The 18633-nt window shown below is 73.1% G+C and carries 13 protein-coding genes, 1 tRNA gene, 1 other RNA gene, 2 pseudogenes and 1 riboswitch; of the genes and pseudogenes, 14 read left to right on the top strand and 3 right to left on the bottom strand.

The window, feature by feature from the left end:
• Nucleotides 1–92 (bottom strand): annotated as a pseudogene (locus AB0O82_RS30940) (AMP-binding protein); the annotation flags it as partial.
• Between the two features lie 72 nt (nucleotides 93–164).
• On the opposite strand from AB0O82_RS30940, the gene AB0O82_RS30935 reads away from it, so the two are divergent.
• The 6 genes from AB0O82_RS30935 to AB0O82_RS30910 all read left to right on the top strand — a co-directional run bounded on the left by AB0O82_RS30935 (nucleotide 165) and on the right by AB0O82_RS30910 (nucleotide 7307).
• Nucleotides 165–1301, top strand: coding sequence for a S41 family peptidase (locus AB0O82_RS30935; RefSeq protein WP_363587208.1), 1137 nt, complete (start codon nucleotides 165–167; stop codon nucleotides 1299–1301).
• 43 nt (nucleotides 1302–1344) lie between these two features.
• Nucleotides 1345–1821, top strand: coding sequence for an SsrA-binding protein SmpB (smpB, locus tag AB0O82_RS30930; RefSeq protein WP_350881115.1), 477 nt, complete (start codon nucleotides 1345–1347; stop codon nucleotides 1819–1821).
• A gap of 85 nt (nucleotides 1822–1906) precedes the next feature.
• Nucleotides 1907–2288: a transfer-messenger RNA gene (gene ssrA, locus AB0O82_RS30925) on the top strand.
• 128 nt (nucleotides 2289–2416) lie between these two features.
• Entirely contained in the window at nucleotides 2417–4720 is a 2304-nt protein-coding gene (locus AB0O82_RS30920) for a UvrD-helicase domain-containing protein (protein ID WP_363587207.1), read from the top strand.
• A 323-nt stretch (nucleotides 4721–5043) separates the two neighbouring features.
• The gene (locus tag AB0O82_RS30915; protein WP_063349178.1) at nucleotides 5044–6516 is read left to right on the top strand and encodes an NAD-dependent malic enzyme; all 1473 of its coding nucleotides are present in this window, start codon (nucleotides 5044–5046) and stop codon (nucleotides 6514–6516) included.
• A gap of 509 nt (nucleotides 6517–7025) precedes the next feature.
• Entirely contained in the window at nucleotides 7026–7307 is a 282-nt protein-coding gene (locus tag AB0O82_RS30910; protein ID WP_030059737.1) for an HU family DNA-binding protein, read from the top strand.
• 97 nt (nucleotides 7308–7404) lie between these two features.
• Here the strand turns inward: AB0O82_RS30910 and murA are convergent, their stop codons facing one another.
• On the bottom strand, nucleotides 7405–8745 hold the full coding sequence (gene murA / locus AB0O82_RS30905) for a UDP-N-acetylglucosamine 1-carboxyvinyltransferase (RefSeq protein ID WP_363587206.1): 1341 nt from the start codon (nucleotides 8743–8745) through the stop codon (nucleotides 7405–7407).
• A 299-nt stretch (nucleotides 8746–9044) separates the two neighbouring features.
• On the opposite strand from murA, the gene AB0O82_RS30900 reads away from it, so the two are divergent.
• The 6 genes and pseudogenes from AB0O82_RS30900 to AB0O82_RS30875 all read left to right on the top strand — a co-directional run bounded on the left by AB0O82_RS30900 (nucleotide 9045) and on the right by AB0O82_RS30875 (nucleotide 16379).
• Complete coding sequence (locus tag AB0O82_RS30900; protein WP_063349180.1) at nucleotides 9045–9629, top strand: YqgE/AlgH family protein; 585 nt, start codon at nucleotides 9045–9047, stop codon at nucleotides 9627–9629.
• A 61-nt stretch (nucleotides 9630–9690) separates the two neighbouring features.
• Nucleotides 9691–9975 (top strand): DUF3039 domain-containing protein, encoded by a 285-nt coding sequence (locus AB0O82_RS30895; RefSeq protein ID WP_063349181.1) that lies wholly within the window; start codon nucleotides 9691–9693, stop codon nucleotides 9973–9975.
• A 129-nt stretch (nucleotides 9976–10104) separates the two neighbouring features.
• Nucleotides 10105–11715 (top strand): beta-N-acetylhexosaminidase, encoded by a 1611-nt coding sequence (locus tag AB0O82_RS30890; protein WP_363587205.1) that lies wholly within the window; start codon nucleotides 10105–10107, stop codon nucleotides 11713–11715.
• Between the two features lie 310 nt (nucleotides 11716–12025).
• Nucleotides 12026–12892: an FAD binding domain-containing protein gene (locus AB0O82_RS30885; RefSeq protein ID WP_363587211.1), complete on the top strand. Its 867-nt coding sequence runs from the start codon at nucleotides 12026–12028 to the stop codon at nucleotides 12890–12892.
• Between the two features lie 77 nt (nucleotides 12893–12969).
• Nucleotides 12970–13416, top strand: a pseudogene (locus tag AB0O82_RS30880) ((2Fe-2S)-binding protein); the annotation flags it as partial.
• 635 nt (nucleotides 13417–14051) lie between these two features.
• Nucleotides 14052–16379 (top strand): xanthine dehydrogenase family protein molybdopterin-binding subunit, encoded by a 2328-nt coding sequence (locus tag AB0O82_RS30875; RefSeq protein ID WP_079135849.1) that lies wholly within the window; start codon nucleotides 14052–14054, stop codon nucleotides 16377–16379.
• Between the two features lie 96 nt (nucleotides 16380–16475).
• Here AB0O82_RS30875 and AB0O82_RS30870 read toward each other — a convergent pair.
• Nucleotides 16476–16547: transfer RNA gene (locus AB0O82_RS30870), tRNA-Cys, on the bottom strand.
• Nucleotides 16548–16632: 85 nt separating this feature from the next.
• A riboswitch (guanidine-III (ykkC-III) riboswitch) is annotated at nucleotides 16633–16699 on the top strand.
• Nucleotides 16700–16742: 43 nt separating this feature from the next.
• On the opposite strand from AB0O82_RS30870, the gene AB0O82_RS30865 reads away from it, so the two are divergent.
• Nucleotides 16743–17057 carry an SMR family transporter gene (locus AB0O82_RS30865; protein ID WP_350881126.1) on the top strand — a complete coding sequence of 105 codons (315 nt, stop codon included), beginning with the start codon at nucleotides 16743–16745 and terminating at the stop codon, nucleotides 17055–17057.
• Nucleotides 17058–17173: 116 nt separating this feature from the next.
• Nucleotides 17174–18631: an MFS transporter gene (locus tag AB0O82_RS30860; RefSeq protein ID WP_363587204.1), complete on the top strand. Its 1458-nt coding sequence runs from the start codon at nucleotides 17174–17176 to the stop codon at nucleotides 18629–18631.
• The last annotated feature ends 2 nt before the right edge of the window (nucleotides 18632–18633 follow it).

The raw sequence follows: 18633 nt of genomic DNA, 5'->3' as shown, positions 1-18633 counted from the left end.
ACGAGACGCTCGGTGTACACGGCGCCCTTGGGGGTGCCAGTGCTCCCCGAGGTGTAGATCAGCGCGCTGAGCGTGTCGGCCGTCGAGCCCTCGGGCGGGGCCGCCGCCGTTTCGCCCGTCGTTGCGGCCCGTCGCGCCCGACGCGGTGTCTACACTCCGGTGCCATGCTGGAAACTCCGCGCAGGGCACGTCAGGTGGCCACCCTCAGCCTGGTGTTCGGCGTCGTGCTGATCGCCGGGGCCGCCACCGGCGCCTGGGGCGACCCGCCGCGGCGCCCGGCCGCCGGTGCCGCCCCGGTCGCGGGCGCCGCCCCGGGCCTCCCGGCGGACCCGGCCGGCACCGCCCTGTCCGAGCAGCAGGCCGAGCACCTGCTCGGGGCCAACGGCGACCGCTGGGGCGCCTACTACAGCGCCCAGGAGTATGCCGCGTTCAGCCAGGGACTGGACGGCCGCTACCTGGGCGTCGGGCTCTCGGTCGGCCGCGGCCAGGACGGCGTCACCGCGATCTCCCAGGTGGCGCCCGCAGGGCCCGCCGCCACGGCCGGGATCGAGGCCGGCGACCGGCTGCTGCGGATCGACCAGGACCAGGCCGACCACCTGCCGGTCACCGAGGTGGTGGCCCGGCTGCGCGGGCGCGACGGCGAGCGCGGGGTGGGCTCCGAGGTCACCCTCGCCGTGCGGCGCGGTGTCGGCGAGGTCCGCGAACTGCGGCTGCGGCGGGCCCTGTTGGACAGCCAGCAGGTCACCGCCGAGCAGTTGGAGAAGGGCGTGCTGCGGATCGCCGTGCGGGCCTTCACCAGCGGCGTGACCGATCAGGTGCGCGCCGCGCTGCGCGCCCCGCACACCGGTGTGGTGCTCGATCTGCGCGGCAACTCGGGCGGGTTGGTCGAGGAGGCCGCCGGCACTGCCGGGATCTTCCTGGACGGCGGAGCGGTCGGCTCGTACCAGGAGCGCGGCGAGACCCGGGAGTTGACCGCCCCGCCCGGGGGCGACCAGCGCACCCCGCTGGTGGTGCTGGTCGACGGCGGCACGATGAGCGCCGCCGAACTGCTCACCGGCGCGCTCCAGGACCGCAGCCGCGCCGTGGTGGTCGGCTCCCGGACCTTCGGCAAGGGCACCGTCCAGCAGCCCAGCCGGCTCGCCGACGGCGCCGTGCTGGAGCTGACCGTCGGCCGCTACTACACCCCGGCCGGCCGCTCCCCGGAGGGCACCGGCCTGACCCCGGACGTCCCGGCGGCGGCCGGCGAGGACGCCGACGCGCTCGCCCTGCGGGTGCTGGCCGGGCTCGGTACCCGGGCCTAAAGGGGCTGCCCCGAACCGGCCGAAGTGCGAGAATGGCCGCGCTATGGCAAAGGAAACCGGACAGAAGCTGATCGCGCAGAACAAGAAGGCGCGACACGAGTACACGATCCTCGACACCTACGAGTGCGGCCTCGTGCTCACCGGTACGGAGGTGAAGTCACTGCGCGAGGGGCGGGCCAACCTGGTCGACGGCTACGCCTACATCCAGAACCACGAGGCCTGGATCGACAACGTGTTCATCCCCGAGTACACCCAGGGGACGTGGACCAACCACGCGGCCCGGCGCAAGCGCAAGCTGCTGCTGCACCGGCTGGAGATCCGCAAGATCGAGAGCACGGTCCGCGACGCGGGCCACACGCTCGTCCCGCTCTCGCTGTACTTCAAGGACGGCCGGGTGAAGCTCGAACTGGCGCTCGCGGTCGGCAAGAAGCTGTACGACAAGCGGCAGACGCTGCGCGAGAAGCAGGACACCCGCGAGACGGCCCGTGCGGTGGCGGCCGCCCGGCGGCGCCAGCGTTAATCCGCTGGACCCTCACCCGCTGCCTCGCGTACTATGGCGGCAGCAACACGGACGGTCACCGTCCGGCTGTTTCTCAACAAAACATGGGGATGATCGGTTTCGACAGGGGATGTTGAAACAGGGGAAGCGAGCCGAGGAACGCGGCAATGATCTCGTTAACCACGTGTCGCAAAAAAATAATCGCCAACTCTAAGCGCGATTCCCAGCAGTTCGCTCTCGCTGCCTAATAAGCACCGATAGCGCTTGGGTGTCAGACCGGGGAGTTCCCGACCCGGACCCTGGCATAATCTAGGGAACTCAACCGTTCACCCGGGCTGCGAGGGTGGATGGGAAATCAAACAGCAGCTGGGCCTGTTGGCGGCTTGTCCGTGTGACTGCCAGGGCCGAGAAAATCACAGCGGACTGCGCTCGGAGAAGCCCTGAATTAACTCCACTGGACCCGGGTTCGATTCCCGGCATCTCCACCACCCCATGTTGACAGTGAAGGCCGTCCACCGCTTTGCGGTGGGCGGCCTTCACGTTTACCCCGGTTGGGGCGTAGGATCATCCGTCCGCTCGTTTTCCGGAGCCGGATTCCGCCGCTACCACCGAGGCCATGCAGAGCAACACGGACACCACCGCCGCCACCGACCGCGAGACCGCGCGCGAGCGCGAGATCGCCGGTGAGCAGCAGCACCTCGACACCGTCTACCGCCGGCTGGAGGAGAAACTCGCCGAGGCCGAGTACATCCTGGAGGACGCCGCCAAGCGGGTCCACGTCGGCACCCCCGGCGCGCTCGCCGAGCGCGACGCCCAGGTCTACCGGGCCGGCGCCCACCTCCAGCGCCTGAACAACGAGTTCGAGGACTTCCTGTTCGGCCGGATCGACCTCCAGCGGGCGGACGCCCCGGAGGAACACGGCATCCCCTCCGACACGCCGCTCGACCCGGCCGACCCGGCCGTCGCCGAGACCCTGCACATCGGCCGTCTGGGCGTGCTGGATGCCGAGTACGGTCCGCTGGTGATCGACTGGCGGGCGCCCGCCGCCGCGCCGTTCTACCGCGCCACCCCGGTCGAGCCGGGCCGGGTGGTCCGCCGCCGGGTGATCCGGTCCAAGGGGCGCCGGGTGATCGGCGTCGAGGACGACCTGCTGCGTCCCGACCTCACCCCGACCCTGAACGGCCGGGAGCTGGCGGTGGTCGGCGACGGCGCGCTGATGGCCTCGCTCGGCCGCGCCCGCAGCCACTCGATGCGCGACATCGTCTCCTCCATCCAGAAGGAGCAGGACGAGGTGATCCGGGCGGCCGCCGCCGGCGCCACGCTCGTCACCGGCGGCCCGGGCACCGGCAAGACCGCCGTGGCCCTGCACCGCGCCGCGTACCTGCTGTACCAGGACCGCCGCCGCTACGCCGGGGGCATCCTGGTGGTCTCGCCGACCCCGCTGCTGGTCTCCTACACCGAGGGCGTGCTGCCCTCGCTCGGCGAGGAGGGGCAGGTCGCCATCCGCGCGGTCGGCTCGCTGGTGGACGGCATCGAGGCGGGCACCTACGACAGTCCGGAGGCGGCCCGGGTCAAGGGCTCGGGCCGGATGGTTCAGCTGCTGCGCCGGGCGGCCCGGGCCGCGCTGGAGCTGGGCGCGCCGCAGGAGCTGAAGGTGGTCGCCCGCGGCGAGGTGCTCAAGCTGGACGCGGGCCGACTCAAGGCCGTGCGCGGCAACGTGATCGGCTCCGGCGGCACCCCGCTGAACCTGCTGCGCCCGCGCGCCCGCCGCCTGCTGCTGGACGCCCTGTGGCAGGAGGTCACCCGGCACCTGCCGAAGCCGACCGACCACTACGCCCGCGAGCAGCGCCAGGAGGAGAAGGAGTCCTTCGACGAGTACGTCTCGGACGAGGCGTCGTTCCTGGACTTCCTGGACGCCTGGTGGCCCGCCGTGACCCCGCGCCGGGTGCTCGGCACGCTCAAGCAGCACCGGCACATCAACCGGATCGCCCGCCGCGCCGTCTCCCCGGACGAGGCGAGGCTGCTGGCGGCGTCCTGGCGCCGGCTGTCCCCGAACGGCGAGGGCGCGCTGTCCGCGCACGACGTCGCGCTGGTGGACGAGCTCCAGGTGCTGCTCGGCGAGGCGGCCCGGCCGAAGGTGCGCGAGGTGGACGCGGTGGACCTGCTGAGCGGGCTGGAGGAGGTCACCACCTTCGCCGACCGCAGCTCCCGCCAGCGCGAGCGCGTCCCCGTCGAGCGCACCGAGTACGCGCACGTGATCGTGGACGAGGCGCAGGACCTCACCCCGATGCAGTGGCGGATGATCGGCCGCCGGGCCCGGATGGCGACCTGGACGATCGTCGGCGACCCGGCGCAGTCCTCCTGGCCGTTCCCGCAGGAGGCGCAGGCCGCGCTGGACGAGGTGCTGTCCGGCAAGCCGCGCCGCCGCTTCACGCTGACCGTCAACTACCGCAACCCGGCGGAGATCGCCGAGGTCGCGGCCAAGGTGCTGGCGCTGGCCGCGCCGGGCACCCCGTCGCCGACCGCGGTGCGCCGGGTCGGCGTCGAGCCGCGCTTCGCGGCCGTCGTGGACCCCGCCCCGGAGGCCTTCGGCGCGGCGGCCCGGGCGGAGCTGGAGCGGCTGCTGGGCGAGGTGGACGGCACCGTGGCGATCGTGGTGCCGATGGACCGCCGGGCCGAGGCGGCCGGCTGGGCCGAGGGCCTGGGCGAGCGGGCGGTGGTGCTGGGCAGCCTGGAGGCGAAGGGTCTGGAGTACGACGCGACCGTGGTGGCCGACCCGACCGGCATCGCCGGCGAGTCGGAGGCCGGCCTGCGGGTGCTGTACGTGGCGCTCACCCGGGCGACCCAGCGGCTGACCGTGCTGTCCGGTCCGGACGACCTGCCGGACGCGGCCGGCGTGCCCGCGCTGCTGCACGGCTGACGGCCGGTCCGCCGGACGAAGAAGGCCCCTCACCGGATGGTGAGGGGCCTTCAGACGTTAGTGACACCGACCCGCCATGCTCGCCTCGCGGCAAGTGGTCCCTCGAAGGGACGAAGGTTGGGCCCGGGGGCTTGGATCGAGCCGGTGTCCCGTCCAATGTAACGCATCGGCCCGGAGAGGCAAGAAGTTGTCGGGTCCGCACACTCAATGAACGTTATTTCTGGCTATCCCTTGGAAGGTGCGACGATCGAGGTCTAGCATGCGCAGGCGATGCCTTCAATAAAATGTTGAACCTGCCGCACGGACGGAAGAAGGAAGCGTCGATGGCGACGGTGCCCAGTGTCTCCAACTCGATCACGGTGCGGCTGGAGGTCCCGGCCCGGGGCAACGCCGTCAGTGCGATCACCACGGCCGTGGAGTCCTCCGGCGGTTCGGTGACCGGTCTCGACGTCACCGCCTCCGGCCTGGAGGCGCTGCGGATCGACGTGACGGTGGCGGCCTCCTCGGTCGCGCACGGCGAGGAGATCGTCGAGAAGCTGCGGGCGATCGACGGTGTGTCGATCGGCAAGGTCTCGGACCGCACCTTCCTGATGCACCTCGGCGGCAAGATCGAGATGTCGTCCAAGCTCCCGATCCGCAACCGTGACGACCTCAGCATGATCTACACCCCGGGCGTCGCCCGGGTCTGCATGGCGATCGCCGAGAACCCCGAGGACGCCCGCCGCCTCACCATCAAGCGCAACAGCGTCGCCGTGGTCACCGACGGCTCGGCGGTGCTGGGCCTGGGCAACATCGGCCCGGCCGCCGCGCTGCCGGTCATGGAGGGCAAGGCGGCCCTGTTCAAGCGCTTCGCCGGGATCGACGCCTGGCCGATCTGCCTGGACACCCAGGACACCGACGAGATCGTGGCCATCGTCAAGGCGATCGCCCCCGGCTTCGCGGGCATCAACCTGGAGGACATCTCCGCGCCGCGCTGCTTCGAGATCGAGGCCCGGCTGCGCGAGGCCCTGGACATCCCGGTCTTCCACGACGACCAGCACGGCACCGCGATCGTGGTGCTGGCCGCCCTCACCAACGCGCTGAAGGTGGTCGGCAAGGAGATCAGCGACATCCGGGTGGTGATGTCGGGCGCCGGCGCCGCCGGTACCGCGATCCTCAAGCTGCTGCTGGCGGCCGGCGTCGAGCACGCCACCGTGGCGGACGTGCGCGGTGTGGTCCACCAGGGCCGGGAGGACCTCAACGACAGCCTGCGCTGGATCGCCGAGCACACCAACCGCTCGGGCCGCACGGGCAGCCTCAAGGAGGCCGTGGCGGACGCCGACGTCTTCATCGGCGTCTCGGCCCCGAACGTCCTGGACGGCGACGACCTGGCCACCATGGCCGAGGACTCGATCGTCTTCGCGCTGGCCAACCCGGACCCGGAGGTCGACCCGGCCATCGCCCGGCAGACCGCCGCCGTGGTCGCCACCGGCCGCAGCGACTTCCCCAACCAGATCAACAACGTGCTGGTCTTCCCGGGTGTCTTCCGCGGCCTCCTGGACGCCCAGAGCCGCACCGTCAACACCGAGATGATGATCGCCGCCGCCCGGGCGCTGGCCACCACCGTCGCCGACGACGAGTTGAACGCCAACTACATCATCCCGAGCGTCTTCCACAAGGACGTCGCCAAGACGGTCGCCTCGGCGGTGCGCGAGGCGGCGCTGGCGGGCGTCCAGGAGAGCACGGAGCCGGCCCGTCCGACCCCGGGAATCGTCGGCACGCTCGACGCCTCCTCCTTCCCCACCGTCAAGCTCTGACCGGCGAGGCGGCCGACGTGTCGCTGATCGGTCAAATGTCCGAATAGCGGCCTTACCCGCCCGAGCCCGCCCCGAACCCTTGCGACACAAGGGCGAGGGGCGTGTTTGGGCTTGTCGTGCCTAGGGCGTACGGTAGCCCTGCACGGGGCAGGCGTGTCCGACAAGTACGGAACGTCCCCCTGGTCTTCCGGCGCGTCATCCCGACCGCCGCCCGGGCCCGGTCCGCCGGAGCCGACGGAGCGTCACACCTCCAACGGGTGGGGTTCGTTCGGGTGTCGTGGCCGGGGCCCGATTGGCTTTCTCGGGGCTGGTCGGGGCAGGATTCGTATCCAGGCAGGCGGACGGGCCTTCGACGGCACCGGCGCGCGGCATCGGGTACGGACCCGGCCTGCGACCACGCATTGCCTGCATGAGCACAGTGTGCGGACCTGCGGCCTATCCGGGTGCCCCCCGGTGGGAGTACCGATGGGCCCCCGCACACCGCAAGCGAACAGACCACAGGAGTACACATGAACCGCAGTGAGCTGGTGGCCGCGCTGTCCGAGCGCGCCGAGGTGACCCGCAAGGACGCCGACGCCGTTCTGGCCGCCTTCGCCGAGATCGTCGGCGAGGTCGTCGCCAAGGGCGACGAGAAGGTCACCATCCCCGGTTTCCTGACCTTCGAGCGCACCCACCGCGCCGCCCGCACCGCCCGCAACCCGCAGACCGGTGAGCCGATCCAGATCGCGGCCGGCTACAGCGCCAAGGTGAGCGCCGGCTCCAAGCTGAAGGAAGCCGCCAAGGGCGCCTGAACCACCCCTTGAACGCCCGAGAGGCCGGGCTCCCCTTCTGGGGAGCCCGGCCTCTCGTCGTGGGCCCGCGGGCCCGTGGCCCGGTGGGCCCTGCGGATCAGGCGTCGACCAGCTGCTCGGACGGCAGCTCGACGTGGGCGCCCAGGTCGCGCAGCTTGTCCATGAAGTTCTCGTAGCCGCGGTTGATCAGGTCGATGCCGTGCACGGTCGAGGTGCCCTCGGCCGCCAGCGCCGCGATCAGGTACGAGAAGCCGCCGCGCAGGTCGGGGATGACCAGCTCGGCGCCCATCAGCTTGGACGGGCCGGAGACGACCGCCGAGTGCAGGAAGTTGCGCGCGCCGAAGCGGCACGGGGTGGCGCCCAGGCACTCGCGGTACAGCTGGATGTGTGCACCCATCTGGTTGAGCGCGCCGGTGAATCCGAGCCGCGACTCGTACACCGTCTCGTGGACGATGGACAGGCCGGTGGCCTGGGTCAGGGCGACGACCAGCGGCTGCTGCCAGTCGGTCTGGAAGCCCGGGTGCACGTCGGTCTCCAGGGCGATCGCCTTGAGCTCGCCGCCCGGGTGCCAGAAACGGATGCCCTCGTCCTCCACCTCGAAGGCGCCGCCGACCTTCCGGAAGGTGTTCAGGAAGGTCATCATCTCCAGCTGGCGGGCGCCGCGGACGTAGATGTCGCCCCTGGTGGCCAGCGCCGCGCAGGCCCAGGAAGCGGCCTCCAGGCGGTCCGGCAGCGCGCGGTGGGTGTAGCCGCCCAGCTCGTCGACGCCGGTGATCAGGATGGTCCGGTCGGTGCCCAGGGTGATGATCGCGCCCATCTTCTGCAGCACGCAGATCAGGTCGACGATCTCCGGCTCGATGGCCGCGTTGCGCAGCTCGGTGACGCCCTCGGCGAGGACGGCGGTGAGCAGCACCTGCTCGGTCGCGCCGACCGAGGGGTAGGGCAGCTCGATCTTGGTGCCGCGCAGGCGCTGCTGGGCGACCAGGTAGGTGCCCTGCGGGTGCTTCTCGATGGTGGCGCCGAACTGGCGCAGCACCTCGAAGTGGAAGTCGACCGGACGGCCGCCGATGTCGCAGCCGCCCAGGCCCGGGATGAAGGCGTGGCCGAGGCGGTGCAGCAGCGGGCCGCAGAACAGGATCGGGATCCGCGAGGAGCCCGCGTGCGCGTCGATGTCGGTGACGTTCGCACTCTCCACGTGCGACGGGTCGAGGATCAGCTCGCCGTCCTCGTCGCCGGTCCGCACGGTGACCCCGTGCAGCTGGAGCAGTCCGCGGACCACCTTGACGTCGCGGATGTCCGGGACGTTGCGCAGTCTGCTGGGGCCCTGGCCGAGGAGGGCGGCGACCATGGCCTTGGGCACCAGGTTCTTCGCACCGCGGACGCGGATCTCGCCTTCGAGCGGGTTTCCGCCGTGGACCAGCAGGACGTCGTCGGTCATCGTTCTCGCAATCCGGGGTGCCAGAGGAGTGGGAAGGCTCCGGTAGAGAGCCGGTGGTGGACCGGTTGGTACGGGCGCGCTCGGGCCCCCGGCAAAACCGAGTCGGCACCGTAGAAGGGCGTCCACCATCCGTAGATGGTAGTGGGCGTGCCGATGGTTCCCGTGAGCCTCTCCCGTGATGGTCCTCTCTCCGGGCTCGCTCCCGCCCGCCGGAGGGGCCGTTCGGGTGTTTGTCCGGCGTGGCGGGGTTTCGATCGTTGAGGTGTCCGACCCCGGCCGTTCTGCGGGATCATGTGGGCATGACGGCGGCCCACTCGCACGCAGGACGGTCCCACACCGGCCGTCTGCTCGTCGCGACGCCCCTGCTCACCGACCCGAACTTCGCCCGGGCGGTGGTGCTGCTCCTCGACCACGACGTCGAGGGGGCGCTCGGCGTGGTCCTCAACCGGCCGACGCCGGTCGAGGTGGGCAGCGTGCTGGACGGCTGGGGGCGGCTGGTCGGGCAGCCCGCCGTGGTGTTCCAGGGCGGACCGGTGGCGCTGGACTCGGCGCTCGGCCTCGCCGTGGCGCCGGGGGAGCCGGGCACCGGCGAGCCGCTCGGCTGGCGGCGGGTGCACGGCGCGATCGGCCTGGTGGACCTGGAGGCGCCGCCCGAGGTGCTGGCCGGCGAGCTGGGCGCGCTGCGGATCTTCGCCGGGTACGCCGGCTGGTCGCCGGGCCAGCTGGAGACGGAGCTGGGGAGCGGCGCCTGGTACCTGGTGGACTGCGAGCCGGGGGACATCTCCAGCCCGGAACCGGAGCGGCTGTGGCGCTCGGTGCTGCGCCGCCAGCGCGGCCCGCTGGCGCTGCTCGCGACCTATCCGGACGACCCGACGCTGAACTGACGTACGGGCCGCCGTCGCGATACTGGCCGGGTTTCGCGGGGCGCCCATAGACTTGGCACCTATGAGCACTCTTGAGCCCGAGCGCGGCCTCGGCACCGGCACCCTGGTCGAGCCAGTCCCCCAGGTGTCCCACGGGGACGGCGACCACGAGCGCTTCGCGCACTACGTCCAGAAGGACAAGATCATGGAGAGCGCGCTCTCCGGCTCGCCCGTGGTGGCGCTCTGCGGCAAGGTCTGGGTGCCCGGGCGCGACCCGAAGAAGTACCCGGTCTGCCCGATGTGCAAGGAGATCTACGACGGCATCGGCAAGCCGCAGGGCGGCGACGACAACAACGGCGGCAAGTAGCACCGACCGCCGCGGGCCGGTGCCCGGCGCCGTTGTGCACGGTGTGGTTGTGCACAGCGCCGTTTTGCATAGTGCCGCGTTTCCGAAGTGGTCTATGCCAGTCGTCCGGGGCGGGGGCAGGATGTCGGAATGGACCTCATTCCCGTGCCTTCGAGTGCCGTCCGCCGCCCGGACGAGGACTTCCCCCTCGACGACGCCACCACGCTGACCGCGCCGCCCGGGCTGGCCGACGCCGAGCGGTGGCTGCGCACCGCGCTGTCCGCGGCCACCGGGCTGCCGCTCGGCCCGGGCCGGCCGGGCGCGGGCATCGAACTGGTCCAGGACGACGCGCTGGCCGCCGAGGCGTACCGGATCACGGTGCGCCCCGGCCACGCCCTGATAGCCGCGGGCGGGCCGGCCGGTGCGCTGTGGGGGGCGCAGACCCTGCGGCAGCTGCTCGGCCCGGACGCCTTCCGCCGTTCCCCGCTGCGCGGCACCGGCTGGGTGCTGCCCGGTGCGGACATCGAGGACGCCCCGCGGTTCGGCTGGCGCGGTGCGCTGCTCGACGTCGCCCGGCACTTCCTGCCCAAGTCGGACGTGCTGCGCTTCGTCGACCTGCTGGCCGCGCACAAGCTCAACGTGTTGCACCTGCACCTGACCGACGACCAGGGCTGGCGGGTGGAGATCAAGCGCTACCCCGGCCTGACCGAGCGCGGCGCCTGGCGGGACCGCTCGATGGTCGGCTACCGGGCCGGCCAGCGCCGCGACGACCGCCCGCACGGCGGCTACTACACCCAGGACGACCTGCGCGAGATCGTCGCCTACGCGGCCGCGCGCGGGGTCACCGTCGTCCCGGAGGTCGACCTGCCCGGGCACACCCAGGCCGCCGTCGCGGCCTACCCCGAGCTGGGCAACACCGACGTGGTGGACACCGCGGCGCTCGGCGTCTGGACGGACTGGGGCGTCAGCCACAACGTGCTCAACGCCTCCGAGGACACCCTGCGCTTCTTCGAGGGCGTGCTGGAGGAGGTCCTGGAACTCTTCCCGTCCGAGTTCATCCACCTCGGCGGCGACGAGTGCCCCAAGGAGCAGTGGAAGGACAGCGCGGCCGCCCAGGCGCGGATCCGCGAGCTCGGCCTGGCCAACGAGGACGAGCTGCAGAGCTTCGTGATCCGGCACTTCGACCGCTGGCTGGCCGAGCGCGGCCGCCGGCTGATCGGCTGGGACGAGATCCTGGAGGGCGGGCTCGCCCCGGGCGCCGCCGTCTCCTCCTGGCGCGGGTTCGGTGGCGGGATCGCCGCGGCCAAGGCCGGGCACGACGTGGTGATGTGCCCCGAGCAGCACGTCTACTTCGACCACCGGCAGGCCGACGGCCCGGACGAGCCGATCCCGGTCGGCTTCGTGCGCACGCTGGAGGACGTGTACCGCTTCGAGCCGGTGCCCGGGCAGCTGGACGAGACCGCGGCCCGGCACGTGATCGGCACCCAGGCCAACCTGTGGAGCGAGTTCATGGACAGCGCCCGGGACATCGACTACCGGGCCTTCCCCCGGTTGGTGGCCTTCGCCGAGGTCGCCTGGTCCGACCTGCCCACCGATCCGGCCGAGCGCGACTACGCCGGCTTCCAGCACCGGCTGGAGGCGCACCTGAAGGTGCTGGACGCGCTCGGCGTGGAGTACCGCCCGGCGGACGGCCCGCATCCCTGGCAGCGCTGGCCCGGGGTGGCCGGCCGGCCGATCGAGGGCCCGCCGCCGGTGCGCTGAGCGCGACGGACTCGTTCCGGCGGGAACTTCTGAGTGGTCATCTGACGTCAAGAACAGATGAACATCTGCCCTGGTCCGGTTCGGGCCGGGGCAGATACCGCCCGGTATCCGTCCCAATCGGGCAGTCCCGTTCACCTGCCCCGAAATGATCATCGAGCATTGTGTGCCAGAGTTGCCCAACCCGGCCCGATCGCCCGTACCCTACGGGCCAGGCCGGGCTGCTGACGCGGACACCACGGCCGAAGGCCGCGGGCGGCAGCCGATCGATGAGCAAGTGGAGCACGGTGGGACCCAGGTGAACCGGACGATCATGCTGCCGGCCTCCCTCGACGAGGCCGTCGACGCGCTGGCCGCCACCCCGGCCGCGGTACCGGTGGCCGGAGCCACCGACCTGATGGAAGCCGTCAACGCCGGACGGCTACGCCCCGCCGCCCTGGTCGGCCTCGGCCGGATCACCGAACTGCGCGGCTGGCGCTACGAGGACGGCGGCACCGCCGTCCTCGGCGCCGGACTCACCCACGCCCGGATGGACCGCCCCGACTTCGCCGCGCTCATCCCCGCGCTCGCGGACGCCGCCCGCACCGCCGGCCCGCCGCAGGTCCGCAACGTCGGCACCCTCGGCGGCAACATCGTCACCGCCGCCCCGGCCGGCGACACCCTCCCGGTGCTCACCGCCCTGGAGGCCAGCGTCACCCTCGCCCGGGCCGGCGCCAGCCGCGAGGTGCCGGTCAGTCACCTGCTCACCGGCCTCGACCCGGTGCGCCCCGGCGAACTCCTCACCTGGGTGCGCGTCCCGCTGCTGCACGCCCCGCAGGTCTTCCTCAAGGCCACCGGCCGCAGCGGCCCGGCCCGCGCCACCGCCTCCGTCGCGCTGGTCCTCGACCCCGCCCGGCGCGCCGTGCGCTGCGCGGTCGGCGCCGTCGCACCGGTGCCGCTGCGCCCGCTGGAGGCCGAGGCCTGGGTCGCCGGCTGCATCGACTGGGACGGCAGCCGGGAGATCGACCCGGCCGCGACCGCCGCCTTCGGCGAGTACGTGGCCACCGCCTGCGTCCCCGACAGCTACGGCGCCGAAGGCGCCTGGGAGGCCGTGACCGAGGGGCCGAGCGCGGCCGCCGTTCGGCTGCGGCGTACCGTATCGGTGCTGGCCCGACGGGCACTGGGAAGGGCGCTGAAGTGACCACAGACCCCATCGAGACCCTCGACGCCGACCCGCTCGGCCTCACCCCGCAGGTCAGCCGCGAGCTGCGCCCGTGCGCCTCGTACACCTTGCGGGTCAACGGTTTCGAACGGCCCGTCACCGACGCCTGGATCGGCGAGAGCCTGCTCTACGTGCTGCGCGAGCGGCTCGGCCTGGCCGGTGCCAAGGACGGCTGCGAGCAGGGCGAGTGCGGGGCCTGCTCGGTGCAGGTGGACGGCCAGCTGGTGGCCGGCTGCCTGGTGCCCGCCGCGCTGGCCGCCGACAGCGAGATCAACACCGTCGAGGGCCTGTCGGCCGCCGGCGGCGCGAGCGACGTCCAGCAGGCGCTGGCCGAGTCCGGCGCGGTGCAGTGCGGCTACTGCACCCCCGGCATGGCGATGGCGGTGCACGACCTGCTCCAGCGCAACCACCGCCCGACCGAGGTCGAGGCCCGCCAGGCGCTCTGCGGCAACCTCTGCCGCTGCACCGGCTACCGCGGCGTGCTGGCCGCCGTCCAGAGCATCGCCGACGCGCGCGCCGAGGACGCCGAGGAGACGGAGGAAGCGGCCTCTCCGGTCGCCGCCCAGGCCGCCGCCCCGGTCGCGGGACAGCCCGCCGAACAGCCCGCCGGGGAAGCGGCCGCCGGACCGGAGCCGGCCGCCGAACCGCCGGTCTACGCCGACGCCGACGCCTGGATCGAGCACGTCCCGCAGCCGCCCGCCGAGCAGCCCCCGGCCGGCACCGACCAGCCGTACGGCGACGGCCAGGGCGGCTACGACACCGGCGTGTACGACACCGCCGTCCTGACGCCGGTCCAGGGCATCCCCGCCCAGACCGCCGACGACCAGGTGTACTACCCGCCCCAGGGCTACCCCGAGCAGCCGTACCAGGGCACCCCCGCCCACGGCACCTACGTGCCCGGCGGCTACCCGCAGCAGAACGGCTACGACGCCGGGTACGACGCCCCGGTCTACGAACCCACCCCCGCGCACGGCACGCCGCTGCCCGGGGCCGCCTTCGACGGCACGCCCCCGCACGGCACGCCGTACGTCGCCACGCCCCCGCACGGCGCTCCGGCCGGCGGCACCGCCCCGGCCGGCGTCCCGTACGGCGCCACCCCCGCCCACGGCATCCGGCTCCCCGAGGACGACCACGCATCATGACGTCGCCTACCGACATCGGCGCAGCACTCCAGCAGGACGGCGGCGAGGGCGGCGCACCGGAGCCGTTCGGCCTGGGCAGCTCACCGCTGCGCAGCGACGCGCTGCCCAAGGCGCTCGGCATCTACCCGTACGCGGCCGACCTGTGGGCCGAGGGGCTGCTCTGGGGCGCGGTGCTGCGCTCGCCGCACCCGCACGCCCGGATCAGGGGCATCGACACCGCGGCCGCGCTCGCGCTGCCCGGCGTGCACGCCGTGGTCACCGCCGCCGACCTGCCGCCCGGCCCGGACGGAACCCCGGACGGCGCCCCGGCCGGGCCGATCGTCGCCGACCGGCCGGTGCTGGCCGCGGGCGTGGTGCGCCACCACGGCGAGCCGATCGCCGCGGTGGCCGCCGACCACCCGGACACCGCCCGGCTGGCGGTCGGTCTGATCGCGGTCGACTACGAGCCGCTGGAGGCCGTCACCGACCCCGAGCAGGCCTTCACCGCCCCGTCGCTGCACCCGGACGGCAACCTGTTCCGCCACCTGCCGCTGCGCACCGGGGACCCGGACGCGGCCGGCGAGATCATCATCGAGGGCCTCTACCAGGTCGGCCGTCAGGACCCGGCCCCGCTCGGGGCCGAGGCCGGGCTGGCCGTGCCGCGCCCGGACGGCGGCGTCGAACTGCACCTGTCCTCCACCGACCCGCACGGCGACCGCGACCGCACCGCCGCCTGCCTCGGCCTGGAGCCCGACCGGGTCCGGCTGGTGGTCACCGGCGTGCCCGGGGCCACCACGGACCGCGAGGACCTCTCCTTCCAGGTCACCCTGGCGCTGCTGGCGCTGCGCACCGGCCGCCCGGTGAAGATGACCCTCACCCGCGAGGAGTCCTTCCACACCCACCCCTCGCGCCACCCCGCGCTGCTGCGCTACCGCCACCACGCCGACGCCGAGGGCACCCTGGTGAAGGTCGAGGCGCAGATCCTGCTGGACGGCGGCGCGTACGCGGACGTCTCCGCCGAGGCGCTGGCCGCCGCCACCGCCTTCTCGGTCGGCCCGTACGTCTGCCCGAACGTCTTCGTGGACGCCTGGGCGGTGCGCACCAACAACCCGCCGGCCGGGCGGATGCGCGGCGAGGGCGCGTTGCAGGCCTGCTTCGCCTACGAGTCGCAGCTGGACCAGCTGGCCGCCCGGATCGGCGTGGACCCGGTGGAGATCCGCCGCCGCAACGCGATGGCCACCGGCGACCCGATGCCCACCGGACAGGCCGTCACCTGCCCGGCGCCGGTCGGCGCGCTGCTGGAGGCCGTCGCGGCCGAGCCGCTGCCGGCCCTGCCGGTGGACGACCCGGACGCCGAGTGGCTGCTGCCGGGCGGGCCCGGTGGGGCCGGCGACCCGGCGGCGGTGCGGCGCGGGATCGGCTACGCCGTCGGCATGGTGCACATGCTCGGCGCCGAGGGCGAGGACGAGGTCTCCACCGCCACCGTGCGGGTCAGCGGCGACCACGCCACGGTGATCTGCGCGGCCGTCGACTCCGGACAGGGCTTCGCCACGCTGGCCCGGCAGATCGTGCAGACCGTGCTGGGCGTCAGCGAGGTGTACATCGCGCCGGCCGACAGCGACCAGTCCATCGCCGGTCCCTCCGCCCGTGGCCGGCACACCTGGGTCTCCGGCGGCGCCGTCGAGCGCGCCGCGCTGATGGTCCGCCACCAGCTGCTCCAGCCGATCGCCGCCAACTTCGGGATGTCGGTGGAACTGCTGCAGATCGCCGACGGCAAGATCACCTCGTACGACGGGGTGCTCGGCATGCCGGTCGCCGAGGCGCTGGAGGGCAAGGAGCTCTGGGCGACGGCCCAGTGCCGCCCGCACCCCACCGAGCCGCTGGACGAGTCCGGGCAGGGCGACGCCTTCGTGTCGATCGCGTTCTGCGCGATGCGCGCGGTGGTGGACGTGGACATCGAGCTGGGCGCCGTCCGGGTGGTCGAGATGACGGTCGCCCAGGACGTCGGCCGGGCGCTGAACCCGCGGCAGATCGAGGACCGGATCGAGGCGGGCGTGGCCCAGGGCGTCGGCCTGGCGCTGCTGGAGGACCTGCGCACCGAGGGCGGCGTGCTGCTGAACCCCTCGCTCACCGGCTACCGGCTGCCCACCGCGCTGGACACCCCGCAGGTGCGCATCGCCGCCCTGCTGGAGGAGCGGGACGTGGTCGCCACCTTCGGGGCCAAGGCGGTCAGCGCCGCCCCCGCGGTGGTCGCCCCGGCGGCCGTGGCCGCCGCCGTCCGGGCGGCCACCGGCCTGCCGGTCGGCCGGCTGCCGATCCGGCCGGAGGACGCGGTCGCGGTCTGACGGGCGGGGGCGGCGGCTTCGGCCGACCGCCCCGGAAATACCGGAAACAGGAATTGCCGGTCGACGGAATGTCGACCGGCAATTCCATTTCCGGCGAGGCCATGACGGGAATCGAACCCGTGTACACCGCTTTGCAGACGGTTCCCTAAGCCACTCGGGCACACGGCCAGTGAATTCATAGTGGCGGAATGCGCGGGGGGCCGTCAACGGCGGAATGTAAATTCTGTATGGCGGCTTGTGCTACGGTCGGAACCAGGTGGTCGGTTGCCCGGCCGCCCCGGACGAGCGCGTCGTACCCGGTGACGACAAGACGGCGCAGTTCAGCGGCAATCCGGCCGCTGTGGACTGCGGAGGTAGGCCGTCATGGCATGGCTCGTTCTGATCATCTCGGGTGTCCTGGAGACCGTGTGGGCGGTGGCCCTGGAGTCGTCCAAGGGCTTTTCCCGGCTCACCCCCAGCCTCGTCTTCGGTGTGGCCCTGCTGCTGAGCATGGGCGGGCTGGCGTACGCGATGCGCACCATTCCGATCGGCACCGGCTACGCGGTCTGGGTCGGCATCGGTGCGGTCGGCACCGCGCTCTACGGCATGGCCGTCCTGGGGGACGCGGTGACGGCGGCCCGGATCGGCTGCCTGCTGCTCATCGTCTCCGGCGTGGTCGGCCTGAAGGTGCTCCACTGACCGCCGCCTGAGCTTCGCCCGCCCTTCCCCCGACCCCGGTCCTAGGCCCAGCGACCTAGCTGGTCACCGACTCGGGTCAGGGGTCATGAAGGCAGACGGCCCTTACGATGTTACGTATGACCACTGCCTCCCCCACCTCGGTCGACTCCGCCTCGATACCCTCCGAACTCGACCCAGGTGGCGGGGTCCTCAGCGGCCGCTACCGCGCTCTGACGCTGGGGATCGTGTCGGTGGTCCTGGTGATCGCCTTCGAGGCGACCGCCGTCAACACCGCGATGCCGACCGCGGCCCGCCAGCTGAACGGCATCGGGCTGTACGCCTTCGCCTTCTCCGGCTACTTCACCACCACGCTGTTCGCGCTGGTCGTCTCCGGGCAGTGGTGCGACCGGCGCGGGCCGATGCAGCCGCTGTTCACCGGCATCGCGGTGTTCGGTGTGGGCCTGGTGGTGGCCGGGACGGCGCCGGGCATGTGGGTGTTCGTGGCCGGGCGGGCGATCCAGGGCCTGGGCGGCGGGCTGGTGATCGTCGCGCTGTACGTGGTGGTCGGCCGGGCCTACCCGGAGCGGCTGCGGCCGGCGGTGTTCGCGGCCTTCTCCTCGGCCTGGGTGCTGCCCTCGATCATCGGGCCGCTGGTCTCCGGCGCGATCACCCAGCACCTCGGCTGGCGCTGGGTGTTCCTGGCCGTGCCGGTGCTGATCCTGCTGCCGCTGGCCGTGATGGGCCCCGCGCTGACCCGCTCCGAGCGGGAGCACCCGGTGGCCAGGGGCTCGGACTTCGACCGCCGGCGCACCCTGCTGGCCGCGATGGCGGCGCTCGGTGCCGGCCTGCTGCAGTACGCGGGCGGGCGGCACGACCTGATCGGGCTGCTCCCCGGGATCGTCGGGGCGGCGCTGCTGGTGCCGGCCGTCCTGGGGCTGTTGCCCGAGCGGACCCTGCGGGCCGGGCGGGGGCTGCCGGCGGTGATCCTGCTGCGCGGACTGGCGGCCGGGGCGTTCCTCGGGGCCGAGGCCTTCGTCCCGCTGATGATGACCACCGAGCGCGGCCTCTCGCCGACGATGTCGGGGCTCACCCTGACCAGCGGCGGGCTCACCTGGGCGCTGGGCTCCTGGCTACAGGGGCGGCCGGGAGCCGAGCGCTACCGCGAGGCGATGATCCGGGGCGGGTTCGTGCTGACCGCGGTGGCGATCGCGGGCGCCGCGCTGGTGCTGGTCCCGGCGGTGCCGGCCTGGGTGGCGGCGGTGGCCTGGGGCGTCGGCGGCATCGGGATGGGACTGACGGTCGCGAGCGTCAGCGTGCTGATGATGAAGCTCTCCGCGCCGGAGGACGCCGGGGTGAACTCGGCGGCCCTGCAGATGAGCGACGCGCTGGGCAACGTCCTGCTGACGGGCCTGGCGGGGGTGATGTTCGCGGTGCTGGGCGGCGGCTCGCTCGCCGCCGCCCACGAGGGCGCCGGGGCCACCGCCTCGCCCGGGGCCGCCGGCTCGCCCGGGGCCTTCGCGGTGATCCTGCTGGCCATGGCCGGCGTGGCGCTGCTGGGGGCGCTGCTCGCCGGCCGGGTCCGGGCCAGGTCCTGAGG

This window comes from Kitasatospora sp. NPDC088264 (assembly GCF_040685715.1).
Taxonomy (GTDB): domain Bacteria; phylum Actinomycetota; class Actinomycetes; order Streptomycetales; family Streptomycetaceae; genus Kitasatospora.
The sequence above is the reverse complement of the archived record's forward strand: the minus strand, read 5'-3'. Positions and strand labels throughout refer to the sequence as shown.